This is a genomic window from Salipiger sp. ABN3_019, assembly GCF_056158605.1.
Window position 1 is genome coordinate 246,486 of the sequence record NZ_JBSWTP010000006.1, and the last position, 20,612, is coordinate 267,097.

The 20,612-nt window shown below is 65.0% G+C and carries 18 protein-coding genes and 1 pseudogene; 11 read left to right on the plus strand and 8 right to left on the minus strand.

Features of this window, described 5'->3' with window-relative positions; genetic code table 11:
* Window positions 1-2 precede the first annotated feature (2 nt).
* From ACXAD2_RS07440 to rodA, 3 genes and pseudogenes are all read left to right on the plus strand, one after another.
* Window positions 3-1,280 carry a hemolysin family protein gene (locus ACXAD2_RS07440; protein ID WP_475168781.1) on the plus strand — a complete coding sequence of 426 codons (1,278 nt, stop codon included), beginning with the start codon at window positions 3-5 and terminating at the stop codon, window positions 1,278-1,280.
* Window positions 1,281-1,876: 596 nt separating this feature from the next.
* Window positions 1,877-4,471 (plus strand): protein translocase subunit SecD, encoded by a 2,595-nt coding sequence (gene secD, locus ACXAD2_RS07445; RefSeq protein ID WP_475168783.1) that lies wholly within the window; start codon window positions 1,877-1,879, stop codon window positions 4,469-4,471.
* 66 nt (window positions 4,472-4,537) lie between these two features.
* Window positions 4,538-5,679, plus strand: a pseudogene (gene rodA / locus ACXAD2_RS07450) (rod shape-determining protein RodA).
* Window positions 5,680-6,177: 498 nt separating this feature from the next.
* On the opposite strand, the gene ACXAD2_RS07455 reads toward rodA, so the two are convergent.
* The 3 genes from ACXAD2_RS07455 to ACXAD2_RS07465 form a co-directional block, all read right to left on the minus strand.
* Complete coding sequence (locus ACXAD2_RS07455; protein WP_475168784.1) at window positions 6,178-6,591, minus strand: RidA family protein; 414 nt, start codon at window positions 6,589-6,591, stop codon at window positions 6,178-6,180.
* A 170-nt stretch (window positions 6,592-6,761) separates the two neighbouring features.
* Complete coding sequence (locus ACXAD2_RS07460; RefSeq protein ID WP_475168786.1) at window positions 6,762-7,148, minus strand: ester cyclase; 387 nt, start codon at window positions 7,146-7,148, stop codon at window positions 6,762-6,764.
* A 416-nt stretch (window positions 7,149-7,564) separates the two neighbouring features.
* Window positions 7,565-8,515, minus strand: coding sequence for a DMT family transporter (locus ACXAD2_RS07465; RefSeq protein WP_475168788.1), 951 nt, complete (start codon window positions 8,513-8,515; stop codon window positions 7,565-7,567).
* A 98-nt stretch (window positions 8,516-8,613) separates the two neighbouring features.
* Between ACXAD2_RS07465 and ACXAD2_RS07470 the strand changes: the two genes are divergently transcribed.
* Window positions 8,614-9,396 (plus strand): AraC family ligand binding domain-containing protein, encoded by a 783-nt coding sequence (locus ACXAD2_RS07470; protein ID WP_475168790.1) that lies wholly within the window; start codon window positions 8,614-8,616, stop codon window positions 9,394-9,396.
* 910 nt (window positions 9,397-10,306) lie between these two features.
* Window positions 10,307-11,263 carry a DMT family transporter gene (locus tag ACXAD2_RS07475; protein ID WP_475168792.1) on the plus strand — a complete coding sequence of 319 codons (957 nt, stop codon included), beginning with the start codon at window positions 10,307-10,309 and terminating at the stop codon, window positions 11,261-11,263.
* Between the two features lie 82 nt (window positions 11,264-11,345).
* On the opposite strand, the gene ACXAD2_RS07480 is transcribed toward ACXAD2_RS07475, so the two are convergent.
* The 3 genes from ACXAD2_RS07480 to ACXAD2_RS07490 form a co-directional block, all read right to left on the minus strand.
* Entirely contained in the window at window positions 11,346-11,519 is a 174-nt protein-coding gene (locus ACXAD2_RS07480) for a class II aldolase/adducin family protein (RefSeq protein ID WP_475168870.1), read from the minus strand.
* A 410-nt stretch (window positions 11,520-11,929) separates the two neighbouring features.
* On the minus strand, window positions 11,930-12,253 hold the full coding sequence (locus ACXAD2_RS07485) for a hypothetical protein (RefSeq protein ID WP_475168794.1): 324 nt from the start codon (window positions 12,251-12,253) through the stop codon (window positions 11,930-11,932).
* A gap of 128 nt (window positions 12,254-12,381) precedes the next feature.
* On the minus strand, window positions 12,382-13,101 hold the full coding sequence (locus ACXAD2_RS07490; RefSeq protein WP_475168797.1) for a FadR/GntR family transcriptional regulator: 720 nt from the start codon (window positions 13,099-13,101) through the stop codon (window positions 12,382-12,384).
* 91 nt (window positions 13,102-13,192) lie between these two features.
* Here ACXAD2_RS07490 and ACXAD2_RS07495 point away from each other — a divergent pair, with 91 nt between their 5' ends.
* From ACXAD2_RS07495 to ACXAD2_RS07510, 4 genes are all read left to right on the plus strand, one after another.
* A complete protein-coding gene (locus tag ACXAD2_RS07495) occupies window positions 13,193-13,948 on the plus strand; it encodes a sulfite exporter TauE/SafE family protein (RefSeq protein WP_475168800.1) in 756 nt (251 codons plus the stop codon).
* A gap of 53 nt (window positions 13,949-14,001) precedes the next feature.
* Window positions 14,002-15,147 carry an HPP family protein gene (locus tag ACXAD2_RS07500; RefSeq protein WP_475168803.1) on the plus strand — a complete coding sequence of 382 codons (1,146 nt, stop codon included), beginning with the start codon at window positions 14,002-14,004 and terminating at the stop codon, window positions 15,145-15,147.
* A 913-nt stretch (window positions 15,148-16,060) separates the two neighbouring features.
* Window positions 16,061-16,378 (plus strand): H-NS histone family protein, encoded by a 318-nt coding sequence (locus tag ACXAD2_RS07505; RefSeq protein ID WP_475168806.1) that lies wholly within the window; start codon window positions 16,061-16,063, stop codon window positions 16,376-16,378.
* Between the two features lie 170 nt (window positions 16,379-16,548).
* On the plus strand, window positions 16,549-17,031 hold the full coding sequence (locus ACXAD2_RS07510; protein WP_475168871.1) for a plasmid pRiA4b ORF-3 family protein: 483 nt from the start codon (window positions 16,549-16,551) through the stop codon (window positions 17,029-17,031).
* A gap of 46 nt (window positions 17,032-17,077) precedes the next feature.
* Here the strand turns inward: ACXAD2_RS07510 and ACXAD2_RS07515 are convergent, their stop codons facing one another.
* Window positions 17,078-17,674, minus strand: a complete 597-nt coding sequence (locus tag ACXAD2_RS07515) for an RES family NAD+ phosphorylase (protein ID WP_475168810.1) — start codon at window positions 17,672-17,674, stop codon at window positions 17,078-17,080.
* The gene (locus ACXAD2_RS07520) at window positions 17,675-18,337 is read right to left on the minus strand and encodes an antitoxin Xre/MbcA/ParS-like domain-containing protein (protein ID WP_475168812.1); all 663 of its coding nucleotides are present in this window, start codon (window positions 18,335-18,337) and stop codon (window positions 17,675-17,677) included.
* 244 nt (window positions 18,338-18,581) lie between these two features.
* Between ACXAD2_RS07520 and ACXAD2_RS07525 the strand changes: the two genes are divergently transcribed.
* Window positions 18,582-18,788, plus strand: a complete 207-nt coding sequence (locus ACXAD2_RS07525; RefSeq protein WP_475168813.1) for a cold-shock protein — start codon at window positions 18,582-18,584, stop codon at window positions 18,786-18,788.
* 621 nt (window positions 18,789-19,409) lie between these two features.
* A complete protein-coding gene (locus tag ACXAD2_RS07530; protein ID WP_475168816.1) occupies window positions 19,410-20,588 on the plus strand; it encodes an MFS transporter in 1,179 nt (392 codons plus the stop codon).
* Window positions 20,589-20,612 lie beyond the last annotated feature (24 nt).

Below are 20,612 nucleotides of genomic sequence, written 5' to 3' on the forward strand. Positions count from 1 at the left end.
CCATGTATCTCGAGATTGCCATTGTTCTGGCGCTGATCCTCGTCAACGGCCTGCTCGCAATGTCCGAGCTGGCCATCGTCTCGGCCCGGCCCGCGCGGCTGAAGGTCATGGCCGAGGAGGGCCGCGGCGGTGCCGCCACCGCGCTGCGGCTTGCCGAGGATCCGGGCCGCTTCCTGTCCTCGGTGCAGATCGGCATCACGCTGGTCGGGGTGCTCTCGGGCGCTTTCTCGGGTGCCACGCTGGGCGCCCGGCTGGCGGCCAGCCTCAGCGACTGGGGCCTCTCGCCTGCGGCGGCGCAATCGCTCGGCGTCGGCGGGGTGGTGGTGGTCATCACCTACCTGTCGCTGATCGTCGGCGAGCTGGTCCCCAAGCAGATCGCCCTGCGCGCCCCCGAGGCCGTGGCGGCGAGCGTCGCGCCGCTGATGCGCGGCATCGCGCTGGTCGCCGCGCCGCTGGTCTGGCTGCTCGACCGCTCGGGCAAGGCGGTGCTCGCGCTGCTCGGCCAGTCCGGCGACCGCGGCTCCGACGTCAGCGACGCCGAGGTGCGGCAGGTGCTGACCGAGGCGCGCAGCGCCGGGGTGCTCGAACATGCCGAGACGCAGATGATCGCCGGGGTCATGCGCGTCGCCGACCGCGCCGCGCGCGACCTGATGACCCCGCGGCACGAGGTCGCGCTGCTCGACCTCAGCGACCCGCCGGCGCAGCTTTTTGCGCAGCTGCGCGACCACCGGCTGACCCGCATGCCGGTGCGCGAAGGGGCCAAGGGCGAGGTGATCGGCGTGCTTGCCGCGCATGACCTGCTGAGCCCCGATGGCACGCTCCTCGACCCGCGCTCGCGCCTGCTCGAGGCGCCGGTGGTGCGCGACGGAATGCCCGCGCTCAACCTCATCGAGACGCTGCGCGGCGCGCCCGCCCACATGGTGCTGGTCTACGACGAATACGGCCAGTTCGAGGGCATCGTGACGCCGATGAACATCCTCGAGGCCATCGCCGGGGATTTCGGCGGCGACGCGCACGAGGCGGAGGAGTTGGTCACCCGCGCCGACGGCTCGATGCTGGTGGCGGGCGCGATGCCGGTGGACGAGTTCGCCGACCATCTCGGCGTGACGCTGACGCCGGGCCGCGCCTATTCCACCGTCGCCGGGCTGGTGCTCGACGAGATGGGCCGCCTGCCACAGGTCGGCGAGGTGCTGAGCTGGCACGCCTGGACCATCGAGGTCGTCGACCTTGACGGGCGGCGCATCGACAAGCTGCTGGTCAGCCGCGAGGAGCTCTCATGACATCGGGCGGGACACCTGTCGCCACCCTGTCGCACCGCGGCTCCCGCGGCGCTGAGCCTTGCTTGTGAGACCAGCACCATGAGGATCGGGGTCACGCGGATTGCCGGCAAGATCGGGGCGCTCGTCGCCCTTCTTGTCGTGCTGTCTGCGGTCGTTGCGCATCCCTCGTCGCACATGCCACGGGCCGGCGCCCTGGCCGCCGAGGCGACGATCGACGGCCCGGCCCACCCCGGGGTGCAGGGCATCTTGCCACCGGCGGCAGCCGAACGCGCAAGCCTGCGCGCCATCGACGCCGCGGGGCCAGACCCGCTCTGGCTGCGCGCAATGCCGCCCCAGCCATCTCATCAGGTGCCGCCCCGCGCGTCGGCGCGATGCGCGTTTCCCGCGCCCGCCTGCGCCCTTGCAGGCGAGAGGGGTTGCCCAGCCCACCCGCCGCGCGCCCCTCCCTTCGCATGATCCCATGATCTCCTGAGCCCCATCTGCCGCTGGCCTCATCAGCGCCCGCGCCGGGGTAACTCTTCCGAACTTCTCTTCTCACCAAGACATAACGACACGTCTCTTGTTGCTCCGGCATCGGGAGCTGTCCGGAAACCATCATGCAAAGACCAACTTTCTGGAAACGCCTCGGCATATGGGGCGTCTGCCTCCTCTGCCTCTGGCTGGCCCTGCCCAACGCCTTCTACGCCCGCGTCGAGCAGCACAACGACCTCGCCGCACAAACCGCGACGGGCACCACAGCCCCCGTCTCAAGCACCGACGGCTGGCCAAGCTGGCTCTCCTCCGACCTCGCGAACCTCGGGCTCGACCTGCGCGGCGGCGCGCATCTGCTGGCCGAGGTCGACGTGGACGGCGTCGCCCGCGAGCGCATGGACGGGCTGTGGCCCGAGCTGCGCGACGCGCTGCGGGAGCTGCGCGCGCAGGTCGGCACGCTGCGCCGGCTCGATGCCCCCAAAGGTGAGCTGCGCGTCTCGATCTCCGAGCCGCAGGGCATGGATGCCGCGCTGCAGGCCGCGCGCAGCTTCGCCTCGCCGGTCTCGACACTCGCCGGAGCGGGGCAGTCCGATATCGAGGCCGTGGACGAGAACGGCACGCTGGTCCTGCGCTACACCGAGGCCGGGCGCTCCGAGCTGACCGACCGCGTCGTGGCGCAGAGCCTCGAGATCATCCGCCGCCGCATCGACGAAGCCGGCACCCGCGAGCCCACCATCCTGCGCCAGGGCCAGGACCGCATCCTTATCCAGGTGCCGGGCATCGACAGCGCCGAGACCCTCAAGAGCCTCATTGGCACCACCGCGAAGCTCTCGTTCAACGCCGTGCTCGCCGGCGCGGGGCCGGACGCGGTCACCCTGCCCTCGGCCAGCCAGCCCGAACAGAGCTACAGCCTCGACCCGCGCGCCGTGGTCACCGGCGAGGACCTGACCGACAGCCAGCCCAGCTTTGATCAGAACGGCCGCCCCGCTGTCACCTTCCGCTTCGACAGCTCGGGCGCCCGGGCCTTCGGCGACTTCACCGCCACGCATATCGGCGAGCCCTTCGCCATCGTGCTCGACGGCGAGGTGCTCTCGGCCCCGGTGATCCAGAGCCACATCCCCGGCGGCTCCGGCATCATCACCGGCCAGTTCACCGTCGAAGAGGCGACCGAGCTCTCGACCCTGCTGCGCGCCGGCGCGCTGCCCGCCGAGCTGCAGTTCCTCGAAGAGCGCACCATCGGGCCGGAGCTCGGGCAGGACAGCATCACCGCCGGCGCCCGCGCCGCCGTCGTCGGGCTGGTCGCGGTCTGTGCGCTGATGGTGCTGAGCTACGGCGGCTTCGGCCTTGTCGCCACCTTCGCGCTCGGCATGAACATGGCGATGCTGCTGGGGCTCCTGTCGGCCATCGGCGCCACGCTCACCCTGCCCGGCATCGCCGGGATCGTGCTGACCATGGGCATGGCGGTGGATGCCAACGTGCTGATCTTCGAACGCATCCGCGAGGAGCTGCGGGCCGAGAAATCGGTCTGGCGCGCCGTTGGCAAGGGCTTCGACAACGCCTTCTCGGCCATCCTCGACTCGAACCTCACCGGCCTGCTGACCGCCGGGCTGATGTTCTGGCTCGGCTCCGGGCCGGTGCGCGGCTTTGCAGTCACCATGGGGCTCGGCATCCTCACCTCGATGTTCACGGCAATCTTCGTCACCAAGCTGGTGCTGCAAAGCTGGCTGGAATGGCGCAAGCCGCGCAGCCTGAGGATGTCGGGCCTGCTGAGCCGCCTGCCCGAGAAGACCACGATCAACTTCTTCCGCGCGCAATATGCCACCTTTGGCGCCTCGGTGCTGGCGGTGGTGGTTTCGGTCTTCCTGATCTGCAGCATGGGGCTCAACCTCGGCATCGACTTCAAGGGCGGCACCAGCATCCGCGCCGAGACCGACCAAAGCCTCGACATCGGTGCCTATCGCACGGCGCTGGCCGGGATCGGCATGCAGGAGGCGGTGATCACCGAGGTCTTCGACCCGACCTTCGCGCCCGACCAGCAGGTGGTCTCGATCCGCATCGGCGCCGAGGGCGGCGACGCCGCGCTCTCGCAGGAGACGCTGACCAAGGTGCAGGACGCACTGCGCCAGACCGATCCGGGCATCGCCTTCACCTCGGTCGAGACGATCGGCGGCAAGGTGTCCGCGGAACTGCTCTGGATGGCCCTGCTGGCGGTCGGTGCGGCGACGGCGGGGATCCTCGTCTACGTCTGGTTCCGCTTCGAATGGCAGTTCTCGGTCGGGGCGGTGGCGGCGCTGGTGCATGACGTGGTGGTCACGCTCGGGGTCTTCTCGCTGTTCCAGCTGAAGGTCGACCTGACCATCGTCGCGGCGCTGCTGACCATCCTCGGCTACTCGATCAACGACACGGTGGTGGTCTTCGACCGGGTGCGCGAGAACCTGCGCAAGTTCCGCCTGATGCCGCTGCGCGAGCTGCTCAACCTCTCGGCCAACGAGACGCTGAGCCGGACGCTGATGACCTCGCTGACCACTCTGGTGGCGCTGATCGCGCTGCTGGTGCTGGGCGGCGACGTGATCCGCGGCTTCGTCTTCGCGATCACCTTCGGCATCGTCATCGGCACATGGTCGTCGATCTACGTCGCCAAGAACATCGTGCTGATGCTCGGCGTCGACCGGCGCAGCCGGGAGGAGCGCGAGGCCGCGCTGGCCGCAACCCACAGCTGAGCCCCGGCTCGCCGACCCGCCCGCAAGAGCGGGCGGGCCCAAACCCTTGTCCAGAGCAGATCGGCCATGTCCTACCTCATCAGCACCCACAGGGCGGAGCCCAGGGGGCTTCGCAAACTTCTTCATCTCAACTGGCCGCTCGCCGTCCTGCTGACCGCCATCGCCTGCGTCGGTTTTCTCACGCTCTACTCGCTCGCCGGCGGCTCGGCGGAGCCCTGGATGGCGTCCCAGGTCAAGCGTTTCGGGCTCGGGCTCTGCGTCATGCTGGCGGTTGCCATGACCCCGATCTGGGTCTGGCGGAGCGTCTCGTTTCTCTTCTACCTCGGGCTCCTGCTGCTGGTGCTGGTGCTGGTCGATCTCATCGGCTTCGCCGGCGGCGGGGCGCAACGCTAGGTGGATCTCGGCGTGATCCGCCTGCAGCCCTCGGAGCCGATGAAGATCGACATCGTCATGGTGCTCGCCGCCTATTACGACTGGCTGCCGGTCTCGCGCGTGTCGCACCCGCTGTGGCTGGCGATCCCGGTGGCGCTGATCCTGCTGCCCGCCGCGCTGATCCTCGAGCAGCCCGACCTCGGCACCGCGCTGCTGGTGGTCGCGGGCGGCGGCGCGGTGATGTTCCTCGCCGGGGTCCACTGGCTCTATTTCGCAACGGTCCTCGGCGGCATCGGCGGGCTGGTGCGCTGGTGATGGAGAGCCGCGGCACGCCCTGGCAGCTTTTGAAGGACTACCAGTACCGGCGCATCGACACCTTCCTAGACCCCACGAGCGACCCGCTCGGCGCCGGCTACAACATCGCGCAGGCCAAGATTGCGCTTGGCTCGGGCGGCTGGTCGGGGCGCGGCTACATGCAAGGCACGCAAACCCGGCTCAATTTCCTGCCCGAGAAGCACACCGACTTCATCCTCACCGCGATCGGCGAGGAGTTCGGCTTTCTCGGCACGGCAAGCCTGCTCAGCCTCTACATGCTGACGCTGGTCTTCAGCACGGCGACGGGTCTGCGCACCACCGACCGCTTCGGCTCGCTCCCGGCGTTCGGCATGGTCATGACCTTCTTTCTCTACTTCTTCATCAACATGGGCATGGTCATGGGGATGCTGCCGGTGGTCGGCGTGCCGCTGCCGCTGGTCAGTTACGGCGGCTCGGCGATAATCGCGCTGATGGTCGCCTTCGGCTTCATCCAATGCGCCCATGTGCATCGCCCGCGCTGAGCGGGCGGTGCCGACAACGCGGTCTCGGTGCCCGGTGCCCGCCACAGGCGTCCACGATCTGACCTGAAAATCTGGACCCAAGCCGTGACCCGAGCCCCCAAAGCCGCGCTCATGCATGAAATCTCGGTGCCGAACCTGCCATGCATCTTGCGCAGGCCAGATTTGCGTCGGGGAAGCTTGCGCTGCGCCGCGGCAATTCCTATCTGGGGAGTACAGCACGGCGACGTGCTGGCGGAATTTGCCGGGCTCTCTCCTCCTCCCTGAGCCCCGCATTTCAGCGGCGGCCCCTCTCCTCCTCCCTTGGGGTCGCCGCACTCCACCCCCCTCCTATTTTCCGACCGCCCATCTCGCCGAACGCGTCCGCTATCCGCCGCAGTCAGTCCTGATACACTAGGCATTGGGCCGCGTCGTTCCTTGCCAGGTTATTGGCCTGATGCGCCCTTAGCTGACCGCGGCGTTGATCTGGCCGGATGACCACACCTCGATCAAAGCCGGCGTTCATTCTCGCAGGGCAGCGACCGCCTTGATCTCGACCTTGAGTTCGGGCCGGCTCAGCCCAGAGATGCCTATGATTGACCAGGCAGGGAACGGGCTCTTGATGAAGCGCTGTTTGACTTCCATGAAGTCAGAAAGCGTCTCTTCGATGTCCACGTGATAACTGGTGACGTCGACTAGATCGCTCAGATCCAGCCCGGCGATCCGCAGGAGTTCCTTGATACGTTTCAGGGCCCATTCGGATTGGCCGGCGACGTCTTCTGGGGCACTTCCATCCGGACGAGCACCGACCTGCCCGGAGATGAACAGGAACCCTCGCGATTTGACGGCGGGAGAGAAACCGTATTTTTCGAACGCCGCCCGATAGCCTTCGAACATCTCATTACCTTGCGGAATTTGCAGAACTTCTGCTGCCATGCCTACTTCTTTCGTTTTGTTGCGGAAGGGACGAAACGGCAGCGCGTTTTTTAGAGGAGCTCCCTAAATCCTCAGGCTCAAGATGCCACGCTCAGGGCTGCGACCCGCTACGGTCGTTGGCGTACCGCGTGCCAGGGAAGAACTTCGAGCCCATGCCGGCCTGCAATGTGTCAGATTTGCGCGGCAATACTTGTCTTGTCGATGACGGACCAGACGTTCTGTATCTTTCGATCCTGGAACTCGTAAAACACGTTCTCGTAGAAGCGAACCCTTTTGCCGTTCACTGCCATGCCGAAGAGGTAGCCTACCGGGGTGCAGTCGAATGCCAAGCGGCTGGCAATCATGGGCGGGTCGCAGACAAGACCTGCGATGTTGAAATGGAGATCGGGTATCGCGCGGAAGTCCGCAACGAGCATGTTTGCGTAGCCGTCGAGACCGATCGAGACCCCGTTGTATTGCACCTGGTCGGCGACATAGAGATGAAGATCCTGCCAGCCCTGCCTGTTCAAACACGCGATATACCCCTGATAGGATTCAATGATCTCGTCTCGCCCCACTGCTCCCGCCTCTGTATTCCGCCTCGACGGACTGTAACCTGCGGGAGAGAAGACGCAACGGCACAACCGGCGAGTTCGTCCGCTCTGAGGTCGACCGACGCCGCATTGCCGAGAATCTGCACCTAGGGCTTCGCGATCGCTCACACACTGCGGCACTGCGCAACCAAAAACGCTTGTCGCTGTTTCGTCATGAAGAAACCGGATACAATGCGTAGCGGCGCCTGGATAAGCACGAGACATCGCAATGCTACCTGCCGGCGATGCACAAGCGTGAGCGCTACAACAAGGAACGGCCGCATAGTGCGCTCGGATATCGAGTACCTGCGCCTAAGCTCTTCAGCCCAGTAGATCGAAGGTCAGCCGGCATCAGCATTTCACCCGGACCACCTGCTGGGTTCAGCTCATCTTCCTGCCGGTCAGGCACGCTCACACATTGGCACCCGGTCGGCGCGCAGCGCCCGGCGGCTGATGATCCACTCTTGCGCCTGCACGACGATCATGCCGACAAGCACTAACGCGCCCCCCAGAAGAAACTCCGATGTCAGAGCGTCCCCCAGCAGGACGGCTCCGCTGACCACGCCGAAGACCGGGGTCATAAAGCTGAGCACCCCGAGCCGCGAAGAACGGTAAATCTGCAGCATGCGGAACCAGACGAGGAAGCTGAGGCTGCAGACAACTATCGTCTGGAATGAGAGGCTGACCATCACCGCAGGCGTCGGTTCGAGCGACAGCCGCCCCGTCAGTGTGCAGAAGCCAAGCGCCGCTGCCCCCGCGATAGCCAACTGGTAGAAGAGCGTCTGCGCCGGCGGCGCCTCGGAGACGCGGGTGGTGCGGATCACCACGGTCGTCATCCCCCAGCAGACGCCCGCAGCCAGTCCGAGCACGTCACCGAGGAGCAGCCCGGGGGTCAGCGCGGCGCCCGGCCCGTGCAGCTCGGGCAACACGAAGATCGCAGCGACGCCGACAAAGGTGATCGCCACCCCGACCCATTGCACCGCCCCCATGCGTTCGTCGGGCTGCGCCACATGCAGGCCAATCGCCGCGAAAATCGGTGCGGTATAGAGAAATACCGCCATATGCGAAGCCGTAGTCCAGCGCAGGCCCTCGGCAACCAGAAGGAACTCGAGCGCAAAGAGCGCCCCCGCAAGCAGGCCGGGCCCGAAAAACAGCCCGCGGTGCCAGCGGTCGCGCAGAAACACCCGGCTCAGCGCCAGGACAATCAACGCGGCACAGGCCGAACGAAGGCCGATCTGCAGCATTGGATCGACCGAGTCCGCGACGATCTTCATAGCGCTCTGCTGCAGCCCCCATATCAGGCACAGCAGGATCATCACGGCGATGGCGGTGGTATCAATGGGTCGTTTCATGGGCGCACCTTGGCAGGCAAATCATGAGCCCTATTTAGACTGGCCGAATACCTATATATAGCAACGATACGCCAAACGATCGTCCCGGACCGCCAGCAATGACCCCAGCCCAGAGCGCGCCGCACCTGCGCCATCCGCCTTTTCGCGATAAGCTGCCCGCGCCGATCTACTTCCGGCTCGAGAGCATGCCTGACAACGCCACATACCCGGTGATGCAGCATCCGTGGGGAGAGTTCGTATATTCCTTCAGTGGCGTTACCGAGTTGCGGCTCGCGGGGCAGCACCTGCTCGCGCCCCCACACATGGGCTTTTGGATCCCGCCCCACGTAGAGCACGTGGGCTTCAACCGGCGCGCCGCGGTGCATTTCTCGGCGTATATCAGCGAAAAGTTCTGCGACGCGCTGCCGGATCGCACATGTTCGCTTCTTGTCACCCCATTGCTGCGCGCCATCCTCAATAGCCTCTCGGAAACCCGGTTCACTAATACCGAGACGCAATCCCGCCTGTTGCGCGTCATGGTCGACGAGCTCGAAACTTGTTCAATTGCCGACAGTTTCGTGCCGGAAACCAGTGATGTGTTGCTGGCCCCCGTGCTTGAGGCACTTCGCGATGCGCCTGCCGATCCACGCAGCAATGCGCAACTCGCCCGGGCTTTTGGGATGAGTGAGCGGACGCTGGTCCGACGCTGTACGCAAGAACTTGGCATGTCGCTCAGTGAATGGCGCCAGCGCGTGCGCGTGGTTCGGGGAATCTCGTTGTTGCAGGACGGGGCCAGCGTCGAGAGCGTGGCGCTCGATCTCGGCTACGGCACGGCCTCGGCCTTCATCGCCATGTTTCGGCGCATCACCGGCAGCAGCCCTGCGCGTTTCGTAGGCCGATAGAGATCCCACCTGGTCCGACCACGCCGCCGGACACGACAACGCCCCCCACTTCGTTGGCACCTACGTATGCGCGTCAGGTTTAGCCGTCGCCGCGCGGGGCAAATTCCATGGGTCCACTGAGCTGAGCACCACAGCGCGTAGTCCCAATGGGTGAATCATTCGACTCCAGCTGACCCTAGGTCAGCCCTTTTGTTGCGCAAACTGCCAATTGTTTCACCGTAATACGCCAAAGCACTGCGAGGGGCTATGTGCGGTGCCAGTGTTGTCTCGAGATTTTCATGTGCACCCGCTAATCTGCCTCGGTAGGCTTGGGGAGGCGAGCATGCACATCTCGGTATCACGTACTGACACAGGCTACAGCGTGAAGCTCCTGTCAGCGCAGCGTGCCATCCAGGGCGAGGTCTGCTTTAGACTGAAATCTGATGCCGTGGAATTTGCCGAGCTTTGGCGTGATTGGGTCGGTGCTCAAAGTATCGTTGCATAGGCACACCCTAGGGCAAGAAAAGTGAGACCGCTGCACAGCAGTCCGTCCCCAATGCCCTGACAAAACGCCGGTCATCAAACCCAACGCTGATACCGACCGGCCCGATGCTTCCGCCCACTATATGTCAAAGTCGAGTCCACCTCGCGATGGTAAGACGATACCCGACACAATCCGGTCCGAACCGCTGGGACAGCCTTGGCCGGCGATGTACATGAGCCCAAGCGATGGTCTTCAACTCTGCCATCCGTCTCATCTCCCCGTCACGGATGTTTGGAGACGAGAGATGCACCTTGATCTCGAACGGGTCCGCCGCAAGACCGCGCGTGCCCAGTGGCAGTATCTGCCTTCGCCGAAAAATCGCTGCCCGCCGGGTCCGGGCGACTCTGCCCTCTTGCCAAATAAGGGCGCTCCGCTCATGGCATGCGGATGCAAACCACCAACGCCCCTCTCTCGCCCCCCATCGCATCGCCGCAGCTCGACCGGCCGCTGCTCGGCGCGGTGCTCATGCTTGGCTTCTGCGCCACGGCGCCGCTCATCGATGTCGGCGCGAAGCTCGCGACGCGCAGCCTGCCCGTTGCCGAGATCACCGTAGCGCGCTTCGTCGTGCAGGGCGTGCTGATGGTCGCGCTGGCGTTGGTCCTGCGCATCCGCCTGCGCCTGACCCCGCGCGAACTGGTCCTGACAATCGCCCGCGCGGCGCTGTCGCTAATCGCGACCATCGGTTTCGTTGGGGCCATGGTGCGAATGCCAATCGCGGACGCGCTGGCGATCGCCCAGATCGAACCTTTCGTGCTGATGTTCCTCGGCTGGGCCCTGCTGGGCGAAAGCGTCGGGCCGCGCCGGATCCTCGCCTCCATCGTGGCGTTCGGCGGTGCGCTTCTGGTGGTTCAGCCAGGGCTGGCTAGTCACGGCGTCGCGGCCATCCTGCCGCTGATTACGGCGGTGGCCTTCGCTGGCTACATGTTGGTCACCCGGCAGCTTCGCAGTCTGGCCCCAGTGGCGCAGCAGGCCACGACCGCCATCGCTGCGGTGATCCTTGGGCTGCCCTTCCTGTGGCTTTTGCCAGACAGCCTCGGCGGCGGGGCCACTTGGCCACAGGGCGTGGCGTGGGTCCATCTCGGCGGCATGGGCCTCGCGGCGACCCTCTCGCACATCTTTCTAACCTACGCGCTGAGGCTCGCACCCTCGGCGCTGATCGCCCCCTTGGGATATCTTGAGCTTGCCTCGGCAACCGTCCTGGGCTGGCTGGTGTTCGGTGACTTCCCCGCGACCATGGTCTGGGCGGGGATCGCGCTGATCGTGGGCTCCGGGCTATATCTGATCCATCGCGAGCAGCTGGCGCACCGCCGCCCGCAGGTGCCGGTCACCTCGAGCACGCTTTAGGCATTAGCCCTGCCCCTGCGCATCATACAGAGGATCGCGGCAGCCTCTTTCTCGCTCAGCATGCGCGGCGACAGGCCACGCGTCATGATTTCCCGTCTGGCCCCGCCTCGAGCTCTTCGATGGCGCGAACTGCAGCTTCGAGATTCTCGCCTGCCGCAACTGCCCCATGGTTGGCCAGCATCCCAGCCCATTGCTTGTCCGGCAGCCCTTGGATCGTGTTGTGGATCGCCAGATCGCCGGGCAAGAGATAGTGCAGAACTGTATCCCCCCGAGCTTCATGACCGGATAGGGCGTCAGTGGCGACAGAAAGTCATGCAGATCCGCATCGAGTATCAAAAACATAGCCACGCGATAACACACGGCAGATGCACGGCATTCCGGACGGCGCCAAGGACCTCATAAAGCGCGCTGTGCAGCGGCATATCCTTTGTCGGCGCATCGCCCTCGACATCGGTCAATTGCGCCTCGAGCCGTGGGACAGCCCCCGAGTGGAAAACGTAGAGGCGCAGCCGCAGACCTGTTCGCGTAGGGGCGCGAACTCGTTCATGTTCGCGCCACCAGCACAGAAATCACTTGACGAAAATCGGAGCACCGTTTGCCGCCGAAACGCGCGCGCCGATCACTTCGCCGAGGTTTTAGGAAGCACGCCCCCGTGGTCCTCTGCCGTCACCCCATCCCACCATAGCCCATGAAGCCGACGGTCGGGTTGCTGCCATCCGAGCCCACCTGGCAGCGCCAAGGGGCACCGCTCGGACCGATCCGCATGTAGACCGAGCTTCTTGCGCCCGAGGCTTGCGATCCAACGACCTTCAGCCTGCCCGAGGTTTCCGCCGCCAGCTTGGCCCTGCATGCCTGCACGGCCGCATCGCTCGCGGAAAAGCTGCCTTCGACGAATCCCTTGGTCAGCGGTTGTATCTGCGGGTCCTTGGCACAGGCGGCGACGGCGGCAAGCGCGGCAAGCAGCTCGATAGTCCGGGCGAAATCGACCATCAGGGTGGCCTCCTCTCATGGCAATCCCGGCCAGCCTGCGGCACCGGGGGATCCGGCTCAAGGGGGGCTGGCGAACTCGTGTCCGCTCGTTTCCGCACGCCGATCGCGGTCCGGCGCCGCCTTGCCGATCATGCGCGCCGCGACCGGACCGCCGCCGCCGGCAGCCCGGCCGCGCGCATTGCCTCCGAGATGGTTTCGAGATGCAGCCGCATCGCCGCCGCCGCGCGGTCTGGCTCTCGCCCTGCGATCGCCGCCGCAATAGCCTCGTGCTGGGCGCTATGGCGCTCGGTGAACTCGGTGACGCCAAGCCTGCGGTAGGTCAGCTCCCACTCACGCTGCCAGGCCGCGTGACGCCGCACCCCTGCAAGATAGTCGAGAAGCCCCAGCAGGATCGGGTTGCCGGTCACCTCGGCAATGCCACGGTGAAAGGCCGCGTCGAGCTGCTCGCTCTCGGGCCGCATACGTGCCCTGCGGCCGCGCTGCGCCAGGTCTGCCAGATAGGCCGCCTGCTCTGCGGTCGCGAGCCGCGCCGCCTCGGCGGCCACCGAGGGCTCGATTGTCTGCCGCGCCTGCATGAGCTGCATCGGCGCGGCACCCTGCACCAGGATCTGCTCGCGGATCGGATGGCCGAGCGGCCGCGGACCGCAGAAGGTGCCTTGCCCGACATGCCGCCAGAGCTCGCCCTCGCGCTCGAGCACCTGCAACGCGCCGCGCAGCGTCTCGCGGCTGCAGCCGAGCTGGCGGGCAAGTGTGCGCTCCGCGGGCAGCCGCGCGCCGACCTCAGAGGCCAGTTCCGCCACCAGCCCGCGGAGCTCCGACAGGACCACCTGCCCCCGCTTCGATGTCATGCCGTGCCTCCCGCTCCGGACCGGTTATCAGACCAATTTGCAGACCAATGCCATGCCATGCAACACCGCGCCGCTCTCGAGGAGGACCCAGATGCTGACCACGACCATCCTTGCCCTTGCCGGTTTCGGCGCGGGGGCGCTCAACGCCATCGCCGGCGGCGGCACATTCCTGACCTTTCCGGCGCTGGTCTGGGTCGGCGTGCCGCCGATCATGGCCAATGCCACCGCCACTTTCGCCGCCCTGCCCGGCTATGCCGGAAGCAGCTGGGCCTATCGTCGCGACATTGAGGCAGGCGACGCACCAAGCCTGCGCGCGCTCGTCGTCACCGCCATGCTTGGCGGGGCCCTCGGCGCGCTGCTGCTGCTGGTGACCCCCGAGGACCTGTTTTCCGGCGTCATTCCCTGGCTTCTGCTGATCGCCACGCTGCCCTTTGCCACCGGTCCCGCGCTTCTGCGCGGGCTGCTCGCCTCGGGGCGCCGCCTGCCCGATGCCGTCTCGCCGGCGCTGCTGCTGCTCGTCTCGATCTACGGCGGCTATTTCAACGGCGGGCTGGGGATCCTTCTGCTGGCCGCTTTCGGGCTCATCGGCATGAGCGACCTGCACCGGATGAACGGGCTGAAGACGCTGGCCTCTCTGGTGCTGTCGGTCGTCTCGGTCGTCACCTACAGCCTTGCCGGGCTGATCGAGTGGAGCGCGCTGGTCGTCACCGGCCTTGGCTGCGCCACGGGCGGCTACGTCGGGGCGCATATGGCCCGCAAGGTGCAGGACCTGTCGCTGCTGCGGACCTTCATCGTCACCGTCGGGCTGGTCACCACCATCGTCTTCTTCGCGCAGGCCTACGGTTGAACTTTTCGCAGAATGCTGAATTTTTGCGCGGCAGGCACAGAAGGCAGTTCACCATGCAGATTCTCCGTTCGCTCGGGCCGGCCGTGGCGCACGTCTCCCTCGGCGAGGCGCTCCGCGCCGGTCTCGGTGCTCTGCTCGGCCTTGGCATCACCGGGCTGGTCTTGCTCTCGCCGCAGGTCGACCTGAGCCTCGGACTCTATCTCGTCGCGCCCTTCGGCGCGACCTCGGTGCTGCTTTTCGCGGTGCCCAACAGCCCGCTCGCCCAGCCCTGGTCCGCCATCGTCGGCAATACCGTGGCGGCGCTTGTGGGCGTTGCCACCTGCCTGCTGGTCGCCGATCTGGCGCTGCGCATCGCGCTCGCCGTGGGGCTGGCGATCACCGCGACAATCCTGTGTCGCGCAGTGCATCCGCCAGCGGGGGCGGTGGCGATGACCGCCGCCATGAGCCCCGAGGCCATCGACCAGCTCGGCTTCTGGTTCGCGCTAAGCCCGATCGCCGCGGGCACCACCGCGCTGGCCGTGCTCGCCGCGCTCTACGCCCGGCTGACCGGGCGGCACTACCCGTTCCGGCAGTTCGACGCCCCCGGCCAGCACGGCACCGGGGACCGCAGCCCCTCCGAGCGTCTCGGGCTCTCGGAGACAGAGCTTTCCGGGCTGCTGGAGCGCTACCGGCAGTCGTTCAACCTCGGAGTTGAGGATCTGGCCCGGCTCATCGGCGCCGCCGAACTTCAAGCCGCGAGCCACCATGCAGGCCCGCTCACGGCCGACGACATCATGTCGCGAGATCTGGTCACAGTTGGGAGCGACACCGGCATTGCCGAGGTCGCCGAGCTGTTCCGGCGGCATCGGTTCACCTCGCTGCCGGTGGTCGGACCGGGGCAGAGGTTTCTCGGGGTGATCTTCCAGATTCACCTGATCACCCGCGCCCGCGAGGACGCAGAGCGGCTCGAACGCGGATTCCTGCCCGCTTTCCGGCGGCTCGTTGATCTCGGGCGCGAGACCCCGGTGAGTGCCTCGGACATCATGAAGGTCGCCGGCCCGCGCGCGACGCGCGCCTCGCCGGTCGCCGCGCTGCTGCCGATGATGGCGGATGGGGATGTTGATGCCATCCCGGTGCTGGAGCGCGGACGCATCGTCGGCATCGTCACGCGGACAGACATGATCGCCGCGCTGGCGCGCCAGGCGCTCCGAGAGCGCTGAGACCACCGCCGAAGAGACGCGCAGACAAAAAAATGGCCGAGACAAGCTCGGCCGAAGTCCAACAGGGAGGTAGGGAAAAATGAGCTTTTCAGCTCAAATCCGAACCCTGCGCCCTATCTATGGGCGAAATGCAAACTTCTCAACAAGAAGCACAATGCGTGCGCAGCATACCCGGCACCCGGGTCGCGCGATCCCGCTGATGGTCTGCTCCTCAGTGGGGCCGAAACCCAAGCTTCCAGACACTCGGCCGAAGCTCCGGTCGTGCGCACATCTTGGGCGTCGAACGTCCCATGCATCTTGCGCAGGACAGGTTTGCGTGGGGGAAGCTTGCGCTGCACCGCGGCAATTTCTATCTAGGAGCTACAGCACGGCGACGTGCTGGCGGAATTTGCCGGGCTCTCTCCTCCTCCCTGAGCCCTGCATTTCAGCGGCGGCCCCTCTCCTCCTCCCTTGGGGTCGCCGCGCTCCCGCCCCATCAATTCCGAACCAACACACCCAGCCGAACCTGTCCGGCATTGGTTTTTTTCACCTTTTGGTATGTCGCACTCATCGTGAACGACGCACGGCTCCTTGCGCCATCAGCTGAGTGCGGCGAGACAGTTCATCGCGATTTCTCCAGCTCGATCCTACACGTGGATGACTGCCCTGGATCACGCTTGCGTCGGCGAGTAGTTTAGACCGAGCGACCGGTTGCCACCTTGGAAGGCTATGAACTCTGGCGATGGCGACTATAAGGTCTGAACGCTGCGACTAGGCGTGGCAGGGAACACCGGGTACGCCGTGCCGCTAAATCCAACCCGGATTAAATCCAAGTAATCATTGCAAATGCCGCGGAAACCCCGCTCATGTTCTCCATGTCAATTGTCAGGCGCATCTTGCTGCAATACACATTCAGGAAAATCTGGAGCGAGAAATGTCCAAATTCGACCTTGATGCCCTTTCTCTTGAAGACCTGCAGAAACTCGAAAAGCAGGTGGCGACGGCTATCGCCAGTTTTGAAGCGCGCCAAAAGGCCGCCGCTTTCGAAAAGGTCGACGCAATTGCCAAAGAGCTTGGCTATTCTCTCTCTGACCTTGCCGAGTTCCGTGCCGCGCCCAAACGCCCGGCCTCGATCCCGAAGTATCGCCATCCGGAGAATCCCGAGGTCACATGGAGCGGACGTGGTCGGAAGCCGGCCTGGCTTGCGGAAGAGATTGCCGCCGGAAAAAAGCTTGAGGATTTTGCCATCTGAGCTCGGAGCCCCGAAAGCATGGTTCAGGAACGAAATGCGGTTCGCCTGCTTGTCACGCTAGAGGACATCGATCCGCCAATCTGGAGGCGGCTGGTCCTTCCGTCAGCCTGGACACTCGCGACCGCCTGCATCTCGTTCTTCAAGCTGCGTTCAGCTGGACCGACAGCCATCTGCATGAATTCCACATCGGCGGACTCCGCTACGGCGATCCGGAGCTCCTCGACGTTGGTTTCGGCACCGCAGCGACTTTCAACTACCGAACCGTGCGCATGGCGAATTTCATCGATCGCGACATTGCCTTCACCTATGTCTATGACTTTGGCGACAACTGGCGGCACCGCGTCGTCCTCGAGGATATCTTGGCCCTCGATCCCCTGCCCCGCCATGCGGAATGCCTCGAAGGTGCGCGGGCAGGACCACCAGATGACGTCGGTGGTCCTTGGTCTTACGCTGAGTTTCTCGAAACCCTGCAAGACGCTGAGCACGAGGATCACGAGAGCAACCTGCGTTGGGCCGGGGGGCATTTCGATCCAGAGTGGTTCGACCTCGCGCTGATCAACAAGGACATCCGGAACACCTTCCGCGCCAATGTTCGTAGGCGCTGGCATCAGCCCAAGCCCTTGATTGGCAAGAGCGCGAAGCATGGTGATTGACTTACCGTAGTCGGCCAGCGCCCGTCAGCACTGCCACTTTGACGCGCTATGTAAGGTCATCGTTCAAAGTCACACTCAGCCCCTCTAGCACATCACGGAGTGACCGGACGCACTCGAGCCCGATCGCCGGGTCAGCCATCAAGCACTGGTCAATGCTCCGGTCGTAGACCGCTATGCAACGTCCACGGGTAAGACGCGAAAGGTACATGATGCCGTCTAGCTCTGGAAATTCCGCGTGAAGCGCATCTGAAAACTCCTGCCCGGTCAGATGAGCCTTGGCCCCGACTGCATCTGTATCGAGGCCCATGCGCAGCGGGCCGACGCTCGTCAAATCAAGAAGGTTCAATGCCTTCTTGCTGTGAACTTCCGCGATTGCCCAATTCAACACCTCGGAGAGGTTTAAGATCCGGTCCGCAACGGGAATTGCTTCGAACCGGTCGCGAATGATCGTCTCGGCAAGCGATGTTTCAATCTGCTGCCCCACGTAGATGACCTTGAAGGCCCGAGTTCTGGAAGACCAGCGCGACGCGCCGAAACCCCGTCCTAAAGGCGTTTTCATATGCGCTGCCGGCATAATCCTGAGCCAACGTGTTAGTCTGATGGAGACCGTCAGATCTGCGACAACGGCAGAATCGAAGTGCATTTAGCCGATGCTCCGCTCCGCTGCCGCGACGACCGCAGTTTCTTCCCCCTTTGACAAAGCGGCGATGGGCGGCTCGTCATTGAAGTCCAGATGCGGCGTTGTCAGCCAACTCCAAGCCAGGCTTGCTGAACCATGTGCGATATTGAGGACACGGCCAATCCCCGCGATCGGCCTCCCCTCAACAAACTGAGCCATGGGAATGACGTGGGCAGCCTTGCCCTTTGGGATCGCGATGATCTCCCCCTTTGTTCGCCAGTTGTCGAGCGTAGAGCGCCGGACCCCCAAGGCTTCCGCCGCCTTGGAGGGCCCCATCACCTCGCCCGCCCAGGCTTCGAGCGGCAGTTTGACAGTGCGCTCCTGAAGCAAAGCAATGCCGTCCTTCGAAGAAACTATGGCCGACAGCCCTTGGCCAGCGAGAGTGACCGCCCCAGCTTCGTCGGACCCACGTTTCGAGCGCGGCGCCTTCAGTCGAACTTGCGCTTTGCGGGCTCGCGCGACCCGAAGATCGATGCCCTGCGCCGCGAGCACAGCTTTCGCGGCGGCGGTCATGACATCCGCAACCCGGCTCAGCGTCTCTTGGTCGACTGAGCCATCGTCCTGCATGAAAGCTTGAGCCAGAGCTTCCTGGTCAACCGTGACGACATCTCTCTTGTGCATTGACATCGCAGCCTCCTAGTTGCCCAGAGATATAGTCCAATACGTCCATTTTGTCCACCCGCGTGGAGATGAGCACTGAAACCTGGCAAAACCGCCTCACTCACCCGAACGACAATAAAACATGGGCTCAGCGCTGTGTCGCCGATGTCACGGCCCAAGGGCTTTCCTCGCAGAGCGCACGCCCTGAGGTCGCCCGGCGCGCGATCCCGCCTGCACTCACCGACAATTCCGCCCCTCAGGAGAGACTGCGATGCCCACCGGTACTGTCAAATGGTTCAATTCTGAAAAAGGTTACGGCTTTATCGCCCCCGATGACGGGGGCAAGGATGTCTTCGTCCACATCAGCGCGGTCGAGCGTTCCGGACTGACCGGCCTCAATGACAACCAGAAAGTCTCCTATGACCTGCGGGAGGGCCGCGATGGCCGCCAAATGGCGGCGGATCTCTCCCTCGCTTGAATCTGCCTTTCCCTGACTGCGCAGGCAAGAAAGCTAATTTTCGGGCTGGCCTGCGCAGGCTACTCGACGCGTCTCGGAAGGTTGGCGCGCACCATCGTCGGCATCGACATGACCGCGAAACCCGCGCAACATGGCAAAGAGCGCGGCTCGGCATATGATCTCTGGGCGATCCTTGCACCCGTTGCCCGAGAACCTCTTGCGACCACGCCGCGCTCACCCTCGGGCATCAGCCCAAGCATGGCTGCCCGATGCCGGCAACCGGGGCGAGAGGCTCTCCGTCATTGCACCGCCCGGCGCGCTCGCTCGGGGCACCGCGCTGCCCCCGGTTGACAGATATCCGGCGACCGATAGGGTGCGGGACATGAGGTAACGTCCTCACCCGTCATGGGAATGAATGTCCGGGAACGGCCCGGCCCTTGCAGGAGGGCTGAAAGTGCCGCTCAAACCAAATCTGAAATCCCACAGTGACGCGGCCAATCTGTCGGACGGCAATGCCACCTGCCAGCCGCGCTGCGGGAGCCGAGTGTCGGCGCTCGCTGTACAAACCGCTGCCACCTTTGCAACTGGCATCGCTGCTCCTGCAAAAGGGCCTTTCGGTCCAATTGCCGTGCCGAGATCACAATGACCGACACCAACCTCTCTACAGATGTCCCGGCGCAGCCGACACAGGCTTTGCACTCGACACCGATGCTGCGCTGGTTCACGGCCTCCGCCGCGTTGACGGTGCCGCAAGCTACTGCGCCCGTCGCATTCTCTCTCGTAGCCTTGTCCATCCTAGGCGACGCGCGCCTCGGGGCCGCGATGGTACTCGCCATGACGCTAGCGCAGGTCGTCGGGGCGATCCCGATCACCCGGCTGGGCCGGGGCAAACCCATCGCAGTCTTCCTGCGCATGCTGGTTCTCTTGCGCACCGCAGCTCTGGCCGGGATCGTCCTCGGCCTCTATGCCGAGGCGCCCTTCGCCGCCCTCATCGCGCTTTCCGCCTTGGCCGGGCTGGTCAACGGAGCGACCTATGGCTATCTGCGCGCCCTGCTCAATACTCTGACATCGGCGTCCCGGATGCCGCGAGCGTTGGGGATTGCGGCGACGCTGAACGAAGTCACCTTCGTATTGGGCCCGGTGCTGGCCTCCGGTCTCGGGGCCGTCTCCCCGGCCCTGGCTGTTGCCGCGATGGCGGTTCTGGGTGGGCTGCCCGCGCTGGTGATCTCGGGCGATGCGAGCATGCCTGCTGCACCTGAAACCCATACGACCGGCAGCCTGGTCACCCCGGAAATCCTCCTCTGGCTCACCTGCGCGGCGGCCGGCGGCGCGACCATCGCCGCCATCGAGATCGGCGCGGTCGCGCTCGCGCTGCAGTTCGGCTTTGATCCGACGATGGCCATCCTGTTCACTGTGCCGCTCTGCGTGGCCTCGGTGCTGGGCGGCATCTGGATCAGCATCCGCAATCGTGTCTCTTCGCCCCGCGCTGTCGTTATGCAGCTGGCGCTGTTTTCTCTCGGCATCGGAATGACAGCCCTTTCGGGCGCCCTGGTGCCGACAATACTTGGAGCGGTTCTTGCTGGCCTGATGCTCGCCCCTCTGGGCACGCATTACGCCTTGGTGCTCGATGCGCTCGCGCCGGCTCACCGCCGCGCCGAGCTTTTTGCCCTCTTGCGTACGGCGAATGCGGGCGGCGTCATTGTGACCAGTGCACTTCTGACCCTTCTCCCGCTGAATTTGGCTCTCGCGGCCGTTGCAGCGTGTATGCTCGTCACGACCGGCGCGGTCGCGCTCAGGACGGTCCGGCGTGGGGCGGCTTGAGCGGAGCAGAGATCGCGCGTTTCC